Origin of the sequence: Leucobacter aridicollis (assembly GCF_013409595.1) — a bacterium.
In the GTDB taxonomy this organism is placed as follows: domain Bacteria; phylum Actinomycetota; class Actinomycetes; order Actinomycetales; family Microbacteriaceae; genus Leucobacter; species Leucobacter aridicollis.
On sequence record NZ_JACCBD010000001.1, the window covers coordinates 3,009,755 to 3,022,419 of the forward strand.

13 protein-coding genes are annotated in these 12,665 nt (G+C 68.2%); 4 read left to right on the top strand and 9 right to left on the bottom strand.

What is annotated here, in order from left to right:
- Positions 1–27 precede the first annotated feature (27 nt).
- Together BJ960_RS13895 and BJ960_RS17275 are read left to right on the top strand one after the other, a co-directional pair.
- Positions 28–1,017, top strand: coding sequence for a Gfo/Idh/MocA family protein (locus tag BJ960_RS13895; protein WP_185987724.1), 990 nt, complete (start codon positions 28–30; stop codon positions 1,015–1,017).
- A 3-nt stretch (positions 1,018–1,020) separates the two neighbouring features.
- A complete protein-coding gene (locus BJ960_RS17275; RefSeq protein ID WP_185987725.1) occupies positions 1,021–1,755 on the top strand; it encodes an acyl-ACP--UDP-N-acetylglucosamine O-acyltransferase family protein in 735 nt (244 codons plus the stop codon).
- 38 nt (positions 1,756–1,793) lie between these two features.
- Here the strand turns inward: BJ960_RS17275 and BJ960_RS13905 are convergent, their stop codons facing one another.
- The 3 genes from BJ960_RS13905 to BJ960_RS13915 form a co-directional block, all read right to left on the bottom strand.
- Positions 1,794–2,636, bottom strand: coding sequence for a glycosyltransferase (locus BJ960_RS13905; RefSeq protein ID WP_185987726.1), 843 nt, complete (start codon positions 2,634–2,636; stop codon positions 1,794–1,796).
- Between the two features lie 69 nt (positions 2,637–2,705).
- Entirely contained in the window at positions 2,706–3,206 is a 501-nt protein-coding gene (locus BJ960_RS13910; RefSeq protein WP_185987727.1) for a helix-turn-helix domain-containing protein, read from the bottom strand.
- A gap of 226 nt (positions 3,207–3,432) precedes the next feature.
- Entirely contained in the window at positions 3,433–4,437 is a 1,005-nt protein-coding gene (locus BJ960_RS13915) for an SDR family NAD(P)-dependent oxidoreductase (protein ID WP_185987728.1), read from the bottom strand.
- A 131-nt stretch (positions 4,438–4,568) separates the two neighbouring features.
- On the opposite strand from BJ960_RS13915, the gene BJ960_RS13920 reads away from it, so the two are divergent.
- Positions 4,569–5,126 carry a TetR/AcrR family transcriptional regulator gene (locus BJ960_RS13920; RefSeq protein ID WP_185987729.1) on the top strand — a complete coding sequence of 186 codons (558 nt, stop codon included), beginning with the start codon at positions 4,569–4,571 and terminating at the stop codon, positions 5,124–5,126.
- Between the two features lie 43 nt (positions 5,127–5,169).
- Here the strand turns inward: BJ960_RS13920 and BJ960_RS13925 are convergent, their stop codons facing one another.
- From BJ960_RS13925 to galE, 3 genes are read right to left on the bottom strand one after another with little or no spacing between them, the layout of a single operon-like run.
- Positions 5,170–6,150, bottom strand: coding sequence for a glycosyltransferase (locus tag BJ960_RS13925; protein ID WP_121076793.1), 981 nt, complete (start codon positions 6,148–6,150; stop codon positions 5,170–5,172).
- 48 nt (positions 6,151–6,198) lie between these two features.
- Positions 6,199–7,629 carry an LCP family protein gene (locus BJ960_RS13930; protein ID WP_121076791.1) on the bottom strand — a complete coding sequence of 477 codons (1,431 nt, stop codon included), beginning with the start codon at positions 7,627–7,629 and terminating at the stop codon, positions 6,199–6,201.
- The gene (gene galE / locus BJ960_RS13935; RefSeq protein WP_185987730.1) at positions 7,626–8,639 is read right to left on the bottom strand and encodes a UDP-glucose 4-epimerase GalE; all 1,014 of its coding nucleotides are present in this window, start codon (positions 8,637–8,639) and stop codon (positions 7,626–7,628) included. The genes BJ960_RS13930 and galE overlap by 4 nt, the downstream gene beginning before the upstream one ends.
- Positions 8,640–8,781: 142 nt before the next feature.
- On the opposite strand from galE, the gene BJ960_RS13940 reads away from it, so the two are divergent.
- Complete coding sequence (locus tag BJ960_RS13940) at positions 8,782–9,915, top strand: glycosyltransferase family protein (RefSeq protein ID WP_121076787.1); 1,134 nt, start codon at positions 8,782–8,784, stop codon at positions 9,913–9,915.
- Positions 9,916–9,953: 38 nt separating this feature from the next.
- Here the strand turns inward: BJ960_RS13940 and purE are convergent, their stop codons facing one another.
- From purE to BJ960_RS13955, 3 genes are read right to left on the bottom strand one after another with little or no spacing between them, the layout of a single operon-like run.
- Entirely contained in the window at positions 9,954–10,466 is a 513-nt protein-coding gene (gene purE / locus BJ960_RS13945; protein WP_185987731.1) for a 5-(carboxyamino)imidazole ribonucleotide mutase, read from the bottom strand.
- Between the two features lie 36 nt (positions 10,467–10,502).
- Positions 10,503–11,684, bottom strand: a complete 1,182-nt coding sequence (locus tag BJ960_RS13950; RefSeq protein WP_185987732.1) for a 5-(carboxyamino)imidazole ribonucleotide synthase — start codon at positions 11,682–11,684, stop codon at positions 10,503–10,505.
- Positions 11,685–11,708: 24 nt separating this feature from the next.
- Positions 11,709–12,659 (bottom strand): YihY/virulence factor BrkB family protein, encoded by a 951-nt coding sequence (locus BJ960_RS13955; RefSeq protein WP_121076781.1) that lies wholly within the window; start codon positions 12,657–12,659, stop codon positions 11,709–11,711.
- Between the last annotated feature and the right edge of the window lie 6 nt (positions 12,660–12,665).

Consider the following 12,665-nt stretch of genomic DNA (forward strand, 5'->3'; position numbering starts at 1 on the left):
CACATACACCGACCCAAGGAGAACGCCATGACGCTCCGCTTCGGCCTCATCGGCCTCGGAATGATGGGACGGCACCACGCTCGTGTCGCCCGCGAAGTCGAAGGCGTCGAGCTCGTCGCCGTTGCAGACGCAATGGGTGACCCGCACGGCGTCGCCGGGAGCCTTCCGCTGTACGACTCCGTCGACGCGCTCATTGAGCACGGCGTCGACGCGGTCGTGGTCGCTGTCCCGACACAGTTTCACGAGGAAGTCGGACTGAAGCTCGCTGCGGCTGGCGTGCACGCGCTGATCGAGAAGCCTGTCGCGCACTCGCTCGAGGCGGGGACCCGCCTTGTCGAGGCGTTCGAGGCGAAGGATCTCGTGGGCGCTGTCGGTCATATCGAGCGCTTCAATCCCGCACTTGTGAGCCTCCGCAAGCGGCTCGAGAACGGTGATCTCGGTGAGGTCTACCAGATCCATACACGCCGCCAGGGCCCGTTCCCCGCGCGTATCGCCGACGTCGGCGTCATGAAGGACCTCGGCAGCCACGACGTTGACCTGACGGCGTGGCTCGCACGTTCCGACTACACGCAGGTCGCCGCGCAGACCGCGTTCCGGTCCGGCCGCGCCCACGAAGACATGGTGAGCATCTCTGCGAAGCTCGCGAACGGGATCATCACCGACCACGTCGTGAACTGGCTCACGCCGTTCAAGGAACGCCTCACGCTCGTCACGGGCGAGCGCGGTTCGTTCATTGCTGACACGCTCACCGCCGACCTCACGTTCTACGAGAACGGCACGCACACCACGGAGTGGGAGGCTGTCACGTCGTTCCGCGGCGTGAGTGAAGGCACTGTCACCCGATTCCAGCTTGAGAAGCGCGAGCCGCTGAAGGCCGAGCACGAGGCGTTCCGCGACCGCATCCTCGGCACCGCGACCGAGATCGTCACGCTCCGTGAGGGCCTGCAGGTGTTGCGCGTCTGCGAGGCCGCTCTTGAGTCGGCACAGACCGGCGCGACCGTCGCCATCGCGGGCTAGCTCGTGAGCGATTCGAAGATTAGCCCGCTCGCCTACGTCGGTCCAGGCGTTGTGCTTGGCGCGGATGTAACGATCGGCCCCGGCGCTGTGATCCTTGGCCCGTGCACGATCGGCGACAACGTGTGGATCGGCCCCGGCGCCCAGATCGGCGCACCGCCGGAAATGACCGACCAGCCGCAGAACGCTGCCTGGACTGGTGACCTCACCCACGCCGGCGTCCGTATTGGCGCTGGCGCCGTCATCCGGGAGGGCGCAGTGATCCACCAGGGAAGCTACCGCGAAACGACCGTCGGCGCGGGCTCTTGGATCCTCAACCGCGCGTACCTGGCGCACGACGTGTTGCTTGGCGCTGGCACCACCGTTTCGGCTGGGGTCTCTATCGGTGGCCACTGCGTCATCGGCGATCGGGTCAACATCGGGATGAACGCGAGCGTGCACCAGCGTCGCTTCATCGGGGCGGGCAGCATGATCGGCATGGGCACTCCCGTCGCGCGCGACGTGCCGCCGCACTCGAAGGCGTTTGGCGTGCCTGCCCGAGTGCGGGGCGTCAATACTGTCGGAATGTCCAGGCAGGGCATCCCCGCGGCAGAAATCGACTCCCTTGTCGCCGCGTACGCCTCGGGCGATCTCCTGCTCGCCGAGCTCGACCTGGCGCAGTTCAGCACGGGCCTCGCGGCGGATCTCGCTCAGTGGGTGGGTCGTGACGACCGGAACGTGATGACCGCCACCCTCAGGTAAGTTCGCCGGGAACTTCGTCCCGGCGCCCACACGGGAGGCTACTTGTCCCCGGGCAACCCTGAGCCGACGAATCGGCGGAAGAGGACTCGCTTGAGCGACGCCGGCATCAGCCGGTAGACGCCTTTGACGACAACGTTGCGCACGTACTGCGTGCGGGTGATGAACCCGATCCGCAGCATCTCGCGCTGCAGCCTCCACTCCGTCTTCGCTTCCTGCCAGCCCCCGCGGCGGGCGAAGGCGCCGGCGCCAACCCGATACCTCACGAGCGGCTCGGCGATGTTCTCGACCCGCGCGCCCGAGGCGATGAGCCGCACGCCGAGCCAGTAGTCTTCCATCTTTCCGAGCGGTTGGTAGCGGCCGACAGCGTCGAGTGCGGAGACCCGGTACATCATCGTGGGATGGTTGAAGGGATTGTGGGTACGGGCGTGCTCGCGGATCCGATCTGCCCCGGTCGGGGGCACCCTGACGGCCGCGACGATGGCAGCGTCGCTCTCGAACTCGGCCATGCCGGTCCCGACAAGATCGGCCCCCTCGTTCATGATCGCCCACTGCTTGCGGAAGCGCTGAGGGTCTGAGACGTCGTCGGCGTCCATGCGGGCAACCACCGGGTAGGCGCACGCGTCGAGACCCGCGTTGAGGGCGACGGTCAGGCCGCGGTTCTCCGGAAGCCGCACGATCCGGACGGGGATCGGGCTGTCGCGCTCGATGCGCGCGAGCTCGGCTTCCAATGGCGCTGGCACGGGCCCGTCCTGGACGATCACCGCTTCGGCGGGTCGCACCACCTGATCGTCAACGCTGCTCTCGTAGGCCAACCGTAGGAACGCGGGGGTGTCGCCGGCGTACACAGGCAGCAGGAGCGAGAATTCGGGGGCAGTCACCATAGCCTCACCAGCTTAGCCGGAGCAGCGCCGCCCCACCCCGCCCTCACGCCGCCGCGCCAACGCCGCCTGCTATTCGAGCGAGATGACGACGACGCCGCTCTCGCCGGTCTCGACGCGCATGACCTCCCCGACGAGCCCGCGCGCGATGTGGTCCATCAGTGCCTCCATGTCGATCTCGGAGGCCTCCGCAAGCCCGGGAATGCGGTCCCAGATCTGCGCCCCAAACCTCACGAGTCCGATCGGCACGGTGATCACTGTCGGCGTCTCCTTCTGCGGATCCTCAACCCGCACGACAACCTTGGTCGTCACATGCGCGGAGGAGGCCGCCCGCGATCCGACGAGCGCGCCCGGTGTTCGTTTCAGCACCGCCGGATCGCCTTGGAGCAGTTCGTCGACGGTGCAATCAAGCGCCTCGGCGAGTGGCCGGAGCATTCCGACGTCTGGCATCGATTGTTCGGTCTCCCACTTCGAGACCGCTTGAGCGGACACCCCGAGCCTCGCGGCGAGACCTTCCTGTGTCCACCCGCGCTGACGTCGCGCCTCGGCGACGAACGATCCGATTCCGGCCATGTTCCACTCCTCCGCTCGCACTCATCCTGCCTCTCGAGCGTATCGAGCAAACGAGGCAGAGCGCCTCGAGAGTCACGCGAACCGGCCAACCTGCCAGTTGCGCTCGCGTGCTGGAACAACCGCTGGTTGCGCCACAGCGGCGCCGTCCTAGCAACGGTTGGGCTCGCCCCGCCTCCGAACGCCGCGGGCCGGGGCACAGACCCCGGCCCGCGGCGCCCCAGTGCGCTTACTGGACCGACCAGCCGCCGTCAGACGTGAGGATCGCGCCGTTGATGTTCACGCCGTCGTCGCTCAGCAGGAAGGTGATCGACGCCGCGAGCTGTTCGGCGGTCGCGACCGACGGGATCGCGTCTTGGAACGGCTTCAGGCGCGCGCTGCCGAACTCCGACACGTTTGCCGGGAAGGGGATACCGGTGGCAACGCCTCCAGGGGCGACGGCGTTGACGCGCAGGCCCTCGGTCGCGTACATGAATGCCGCGCTCTTGGTGAGGCCGATGACGCCGTGCTTGGACGCGGTGTAGGCGTTGCCCGAGGCGTTGCCGCGAATGCCGGCCTCCGACGAGATGTTCACGATCGAGCCGGCGCCAGCCGCGCGCATCGCAGGCACAACGGCCCGGGTGAGCTTGAAGACACCCGTGAGGTTGATGCCGATGACACGGTCCCAGATCTCATCGCTCGTCTCGTGAATCGGCGAGAAGTCGTCGTTCACGCCGGCGATGTTCGCGAGTCCGTCAATGCGGTCGCCAGCAGCCGCGAGGATCTTGTCGATGTCGTCCTGCTTGGTGACGTCACCGGCGACTGGGACGACGCTCCCCTCGGGCGCGCCCTCGGCAAGCTCAGCGAGCTTCTCGGCGGAGATGTCGACGGCGACCACCCGGCCGCCCTCGCGGACGATTCGCGAGGCGGTGGCGCGGCCGATTCCGCTCGCGGCGCCCGTAACGATGACGGTCTTGCCGTCGAAGCGGCCGCCCGTGACGCGTTCACGCCATGCGCCCCTGTCGGTATCCTCGGGAAGTTCACCGCCGTTGACCGAACGCACGAGGTCGTTGACGACGGATTGGGGCATCTGTCCCTGGCTGAGCGCGACGAGTTGCTGGAGCGGCAGCGCGCGCACCGGGGTAAGCGAGTCGGCGTCGCCTCCGGACTGGGCGAGCATCGCGCGGATTGCCGCGCCGCCCTCCGGGTGATCGAGCCAGTCGCCGATGGTGCTGTTGGCGGTGAGTGTGGACATGGGGCCTCCCTCGGTGGATGTCCCTGCCCTGCGCAAGGACGAGCACCTCCAGGCTACTCCAACACGTGTCGGAGACACAGGGCGTTCGTTCGCGGCGTACGAGTCGCGGTTTTCCTGCCAGAATCGACGGTATGGATCCACGCGCGGCACACACTCAGACGCTTCTGCGCACGGCGATCGTGGCACTCGCGTCTGACCGGCCCATCACCGACATCACGGTGAAAGACATCATCGAGCTCGCGGGCGTGAACCGCTCGAGCTTCTACCAGCACTTCGAGAGCCGCGAGGAGCTCCTCGCGGCCGCGCTCGAGCACATCGAGACCGAGATGGCGCGCGCCGACGAGCCGGTGGTCATCACCGATCCCACTCGCCCGCCGGCGGAGCTCGTGCGCTTCATGCATCACTTCGCCGACCACGCTGGCCTCTATCGCGGCGTCTTCGGCCCGCACGGATCCGCGCTCGTCGTCGCGCGCGTGCGCGCCAGGATCCTCGCGCTCGTCCGCGCCGGGATCCTCCTCTCGCCGGAGTATCGGCGCCTCACCGATCTTCCTGTCGACATCGAGGCCGCCGGCACCTCGGGGGCGCTGCTCGGCGTCATCGAGGCGTGGCTCGCCCAGGATCCGCTGCCGGCTCCAGAGACCGCCGCGAACTGGATGTGGAGCTTCCTCACGCGCATGCACTCCCAGTAGGGGCGCGCACGCACTCCGCGCAGTGTCGCGCGGCGCGGCGGCGCTAGGAGCGGCGCTCGACCTTCTCGAGCCGCTCGATCTCGATCATCACGTCGACGGGGACGCCCGTGTCGCGCAGCACGTCGCGCGTCGACCGGGGGTTGGTGCGCATGCCCTCGCGCCAACCGCGCTTCAGGCAGTCACGCAGCTGAGCGCGGTCGCTCGACGCTCGAAAGGTCCGGATCCAGCGGCGCACGCTCGCGCCAAAGTACAGGAACTTCTCCCAGCCGTAGAGCGCGTCGGAGCGGCGGAACACCCAGAGCTTGTTTCGCACCTCAAAGAAGAAGCGGGGGCCGGGGTCGGCGTCGCTCGAGCCGCGCTTCGCGGTCTTGTGGGTGACGACCGAGGCCGGCGTGTAAATGCCCCGGGCGCCGCGGAGCAGCCGTGCCGAGTACTCGAAGTCGTCGTTCCACAGGAAGTAGTCGGCGATCGGCAGCCCGAGCTCGCGCACGCGGGCGGCGCGCAGGAACGCGGAGACGAACGAGATCGACCGGATCTCCATCCCGCCGGCAGCCGCGGCGCGGTCGCGCTCGGCCTGGCCGGCGCGGATCTTGGCCTTCGGCGTGTTCATCGGATGGTCCTCGCCGTCAGTCCAGACGACGCGCGAGCCCATCACGGCGAGATCGTCCCGGCCTGAAGCGCGGTAGCGCTCGTGCGTCTCGAGGGCGCCGGCGAGGGCGTCGGGCCCTGGGACAGTGTCGTCGTCCATCACCCAGACCCAGTCGGTCTCCTCATCGACGACGGCGGCGGCGATGCCGACGGCGAAGCCGCCCGCCCCGCCAGTGTTCTTGTCGAGCTTGATGAGCCGAGCGCACTCGCCCCACTCGGCGAGCCGTTCCTCGGCGAACTCGGTCGAGCCGTCGGTCGAGGCGTTGTCGACGACAACGAGCCGGTCGACGGGTCGCGACTGCGCCGCGAGCGCGTCGAGCGCCTCCGCGAGCAATTCGCGTCGATTAAAGGCGACCAGTACTGCAGTGACCCGCATGACCACCCTTTCGTTGCACGTGAAACCCGACCTAGTCTAGGGGATCGCTCACTGAGCGTCGCCCTCGGGCTGCGGGCTGGCCGCCGCGACGCCCTGCGCGACGAGGTCACGAATCACCGTGTAGTCGGGCGCCTCGGGGTCGACGGTGGGCGGTACCAGCTCGACGTTGACAATCTCGTGGCCGCGCGCCTTACCCGCGAGGTCGACAAATCGCCCAAGCATCGAGTCGGGAATGTCGGTCTTCACGAGCTGCGTTCCGGCCGCGGCGATCTCCTGGAACCGCAGCAGCACGTTCGTCGGGTTCATCTGGGCGAGGATCGCGGCCTGGAGGTCGCGCTGGCGCTGCATGCGGTCGTAGTCGCCGTTCGCCGAGCCGTACCGTGACCTGGCGAACCACTGCGCGTAGTACCCGTTGAGGTGCTGCTCGCCCGGCTCGATCCACTCGTCGACGTTCACGAGCTCGCCCGAGTACTCGTCGATCCCGCCACCGATCGGGAGTCGCTCGGGGACGTTCACGGTGACCCCGCCGAGCGCGTCAATGATGTTCGAGAATGCGTCCATGTTCAGCAGCACGAAGAACTGCGGGTCGAGGCCCGTTGCGCCCTGCACCGCGTCCTTCGTCGCCTCGATGCCCGGCTCGGAGCCGCGCTTCGCCGCCTCCGGGTAGAGCCCCCCGTACATGTCGGGGAAGTCCTCGACCTCCGTATAGACGGCGTTGAGGTAGCAGGTCGTGTAGCAGCCGCCCCAGTCGCCGAACGAGTTGGGTGCGACGCCGAAGCCGTAGGGGTGGATCGCCGCCATCGGCGACTCCTCGGGGAACGGCATCTCGATGAGCTCGCGCGGCAGGCCGATGATCACGGACTGGCCCGTCTTCGCGTCGACGCTCACGAGCGAGATCGAGTCGGGACGCATGCCCTCGCGGTCCGAGCCCGCGTCGGTGCCGAGGAGCAGGATGTTGTAGCGCCCGTCGATCGGGGCGACAGCCGGCGCTCCGATGAAGATGCTCCCGATCGCGCCGCGACCGGAGTTGATGAGGGTCGCCGCCCAAGCGGCGCCCGCGACGGGAACGAGGGTGAGGATCACCGAGAGCATCGCAACGGGCACCCGCCACTTCGGCTTCACCTTCACGAGCCGGGTGAGCCGGAGGGTATCGATGCCGAGCACGAGCCACATGACGCCGACCCCGACGATGAGCCACTGGAGCACGAGCAGAAACAGGCCGTTGGTAAGCACTGACAGCGTCGCGGCGCGCGCGAACAGCAGCCCGAGGAGCGTGATCGCCGCGAACAGCAGCGCGCCGACGGTCACACCGATCCCGAACCGGCCGAGCCTCCGGTTGCCGGCGAGCAGCTGCGCGCTTCCGGGCAGCAGGAAGCCGAGCACCACGAGCCACCGCGCCCGCTTGGTCATGAGCGGCGGGGACGACAGATCCGGGGTGCGGATCGGCCGTTCTAGGTCATAGTCCAGGCTTGCGCTCATACACCGTACCCGTCAGGGTTCGCAGACTGCCAGGCCCACGAATCCCTGCAGGCGTCGGCAAGCGAGCGGCGCGTCTGCCACTCAAGCTCGCGGTTCGCCTTTGCCGGGTTCGCAACCGTCTCAGCGACGTCACCGTCGCGACCGGGCACGACGACGTACGGGATCTCGCGGCCCGCGGCCTCGCCGAACGCGCGGACGACGTCGAGCACGCTCGATCCGGTGCCCGATCCCAGGTTGTAGGCCGTCACGCCGGCTGTCATCCGCTCAAGCGCGGCCACGTGCCCCTCGGCGAGGTCCATCACGTGAATGTAGTCGCGCACGCCCGTGCCATCGGGCGTCGGGTAGGTATCGCCAAACACGCTGAGCTTCTCCCGCTTGCCGACCGCGACCTGCGCGATGAATGGCATGAGGTTGTTCGGGATCCCCGAGGGATCCTCCCCGATGCGCCCCGAGGGGTGCGCGCCGACGGGGTTGAAGTAACGCAGCAGCACGGCCTCAAGCGCGGGCCACGAGACCTGCGCGTCGCGGATGATCTGCTCGATCATCGCCTTCGACCAGCCGTACGGGTTCGTCAGGCCGAGTCCCGCCGGGTGCTCCTCGTCCTGGGGAACGTACTGCGGGTCGCCGTACACCGTGGCGCTCGAGCTGAAGACGAGCCTGGCGATCCCGCGCTCGCGCATGAGATCAAGCAGGTTGAGCGTCGAGTCGATGTTGACGCGGTAGTAGCGCGTCGGCTGCGCCACCGACTCCCCCACGGCCTTGAGCCCGGCGAAGTGGACGACGGCGTCGACTTCGAGCCCATCGAACGCTGCCTCGGCCGCGGCGCGATCGGCCAGGTCGGCCTCGATCACTGGGATCTCCCGCCCCGTCAGCTCCTCGACCCGGCGCACCGCCTCGCGGCTACTGTTTGAGAAGTCGTCAAGCACGACGACATCGTGGCCGCGCTCGAGGAGCACAAGGGCAGTATGGGAGCCGATGTAGCCGGCCCCTCCGGTGAGCAGAACACGCATAGCAAGAGGCTACTTCACGTGATTGTGGAGAACCATGAGGCACTCCGTGAACTCTCAGGGCGCGCCGCACAGAAACTGCAATGACGGCCCCGTAGAATGGCTCAAGGCCAACAGTAAGTGAAGACACGTTTCGGAGGTGGGCATGGCGACTCTCAGCCTCATCGCCGAGCCCTTTCCCGATTGGGAAGCCCGCGTGCACTTCGCGGCAGCCGAGGATCTCGCGAACGCGCTCGCTGCGACAGCACCGCGCAGTTGCAGCGCACGTTTCCTGTCCGCCCGTGGGACGGTCCCGCCCGAGTTCAACTCGCCGCGGATCTCCTCGGAGCACCTGCCCATGGGCGCGAACGCGCTGCCCATCCTGTGGCAGTCGAGCACCACGGCTCGCCCGCTCGACGGGGAGATGACGCACTCGGTGACCCCGATGATCCCGCTGCGCTCCCGCGCAGAGGACGACGGCACGCAGACAACAGTGACGGTCCCGAACGGGCTTGCCTGGGAGGCCCCCGACCTGTTGACTCCGGCACAGGCTCGGCTCACCCGGTCGTTCGTGAAGCGGGCCGCGCGCTACGCAGACGTGCTCATCACGACCTCACACTCGACCGCGTCGCTGCTGCAGGAGCACTACGGGCACGACCTACCGGTGCAGGTCATCCCCCCGGTCGCGCCGTCCGCGTTTCTCGCGACCGACGAGTCCGCAGCGCGCCGCGAGCGCCTCGGCCTCCCCGAGCAGTACCTCGTGACGACGGCGAACCTTGACGACTACGGCAGGCTGCAGTGGGTGCTCGACGCCTACGAGTCCGACCCGTCGCTCCCGCATCTTGTCGTGATCTCCGGCCTCGACCCGGTGCTGCACGTGAAGGGCTCGCCGCAGCCCGGCGACGTCGTCGCCCAGCTGTCCGCGGCCATCCGTGAGCGCGTGACCGTCGTGCCAGTTGAAGATCTCTCCGATGTCGGGGCAGTTATCTCGGGGGCGACGATGCTCCTGCAGCCGCAGTCCTTCGCTGGCACCGGCTACACGATCGCCGCGGCGCTCATGGCGGGCGTTCCGGTCCTGCACGCCGGCTCGACCGCGTTCGACGAGCAGGTGCTCGACGCCGGGATCGCCGAGCCGGAGGCACAGGGGTTCATCACAGCGCTGTCGCGGCTCTGTATCGCGAGCTCCGGCGACGGCACGAGCGAGCTCGAGCGGTTGACCGTTCACGCGGCAGACCGCGGTCGGAGCTACTCATGGAACTCGGTCGCGTGGCAGCTCTGGGAGACCCACGCCTTGATCTAGCTGAGATCCGCGCGGGCGGATTACGGCCCTGCCTGAGGCTATGCCGTGCCCGCGACCCGCGCCTGCAGCGCCGCGTTCTTCTCCGCGACCATGTCAGTAAGCCCCTGGGCGTACTCGTCGAGCGTGGCCCGCAGCGCGTCGTCGCTCGTCGCGAGGATGCGGGCGGCGAGGATGCCGGCGTTCTTCGCCCCGCCAATCGAGACGGTGGCGACGGGGATCCCGCCCGGCATCTGCACGATCGAGAGCAGCGAGTCCATCCCATCGAGCCGCGCGAGCGGCACCGGGACGCCGATGACGGGCAAAGATGTCATCGAGGCGACCATTCCGGGGAGATGGGCGGCGCCGCCGGCACCCGCGATGATGACGCGCACGCCGCGACCGGCGGCCTCACGGGCGTAGCTCACCATCTTGTCGGGCGTCCGGTGCGCGCTCACGACCTCAACCTCGTGGGAAATGCCGAACTCGCGAAGCATCAGCACCGCGTCTTCCATCACGCTGAAGTCTGAATCGGAGCCCATGATGACGCCGACGAGGGGTGCAGATTCGCTCATGCCCCTATCGTACCGGGCCACCCGGCCCGCTTCCGTCTAGGCGAAGCCGTCAGCAGCGGCGCGCGCCTCGGCGAGCGCCGTGTCAAGCGAGTCGCCGACAACGGTGACGTGCCCGACCTTGCGACCGGGTCGCGGCAGCTTGCCGTAGCTGTGGATCTTCGCGGCGGGGTGAGCGGCGAGCACTGCCGGGTAGCGCACCGGCATCGGGCCTTCGGCTGGGCCGCCGAGCACGTTCACCATCACCGCGTACGGCGCGGCCATCGCCGGGTCCCCGAGCGGCAGATCGGTGACGGCGCGGAGGTGCTGCTCGAACTGGCTCGTGATCGATCCCTCGATTGAGAAGTGGCCCGAGTTGTGCGGGCGCATCGCGAGCTCATTCACGAGCACGCGCCCGTCGCGCGTCTCGAACATCTCGACGGCGAGCACGCCGGTCGCGTCAACGCCCTCGGCGACGATCGCGCCGATGCGCGCAGCCTCGGCCGCGGTTTCGGGGTCGGAGACCGGGGCGGGCGCGAGCACGACGTCGCAGACGCCGTCGCGCTGAATCGTTTCGACGAGCGGCCACGCACGGGCCTCTCCTGAGGGCCGCCGCGCAATGAGCTGGGCGAGCTCGCGCGTGAAGTCGACGAGTTCCTCGGCGAGCAGGAACCCGCCGCGCGCGTCCTCGGCCAGCGCCGCGAACCAGTCGCGTACTTCGTCGGCCTGCGACACGACACGCACGCCCTTGCCGTCGTAGCCGCCGCGGGCGGTCTTCACGACGGCGCGGCCGCCGTTCGCGTCGATGAAGGTCTGCAGCGCCGCCTCGTCGGCGACGGCGGCCCACGCGGGAATTGGCACGCCGAGCTCGGCGAGCTTCTCGCGCATCAGGATTTTGTCTTGCGCGTACTGCAGGGCGTGCGGGCGCGGGTGCACTGCGATGCCGCGGCGCTCGAGCTCGTTCAGGATCTCGTGCGGAACGTGCTCGTGGTCGAACGTGACAACGTCAACGGTCTCCGCGAACGCGTAGACAGTCTCCGGGTCGCGATAGTCGCCGACCATGTCCGCTGCCCGCTGAGCGCTCATGCCCTCGGTCTCTGCGAGCACAGAGATGTCGAGGCCGAGGTGGATCGCCGGCGGCACCATCATTCGGGCGAGCTGGCCGCCGCCGATGACGCCTACACGGATTGAGGTCTTCGCAGCAGGTTCCTGGTTCTCGCTCACCCCACCATTCTGCCGCATCCGCGCTGGGCGCGGAGCCACCCGCTACTCGAATAGCCGGAACGCGTCGCTTGGCTCCGCCGCCTCCGGCGTTCCGAGCTTGGAGTCCAGGCCGGTCGCGATCCAGGAGGAGGTCAGCAAGAGGGCCCGGCAGATGAAGTTGAACCACAACAGCAGGCCGACGAAAATGGCGAACGGCGCGAGCAGCGGGTTGCTCGTCGCTCCGCCAAGCAGTGCGGTGCCCAACAGCTTGAGTCCGAAGAGCGCGGCGGCGCCGACCATGCAGCCCGTCACGAGGTTCCACCAGCCGATCCGCACCTCGGCGAGGTACCGATGGATTGCGACGAGCACGAGCACGTCAAACACGTACATCGCGCCGTAGCGCACGACGGTGCCGACCCCGCCGAAGAACCAGTTGTCGGAGCTCACACCGAGCCACGAGAGCAGCAGGTCGGTGAGGTTCGAGCTCACGAGCACGAGCGCCGCGGAGACGATGATCGCGAGGAAGAAGCCGACGGCGAGCGCGAAGTCGCGCACCTTCAGCAGGATGGCGTTGCGGTACTCCTTCACCTCGAGGCCGAAGATAATCCGGATCGAGCGACGCGTGCCGGTGAACCAGTTGATCGCGACCCATACGAGAGAGAGGCCTGCGACGAGCGTCGTCCAGTCGAGCGCTCGGGTCTCCAGCAACGTTTGCACGGGCACCGCGGCATCGGCGCCGCCCTCGCCAAGCAGCCCAGGCACGAAGATGTTGATCTGTTCGATGATCGTCGCGAGCAGCTCCGGCTGGCCCCGGAGCACGATACCGAAGACGCTGAACCCGACGACGAGCCCGGCGAACACGGCGAACAGCGCCTGGTAGCTCATCCCGCCGGAGAGGACGCTGCCTCCGACGTCGGTGAAGTGGGAGAACGTTCGATACGGTCGGGTCCGTTGGACGCGTTGCCAGAGGCTCATCCCGCGGGCAATGACACCTGGCTGCGGGGTTGCATTCATGTGAGC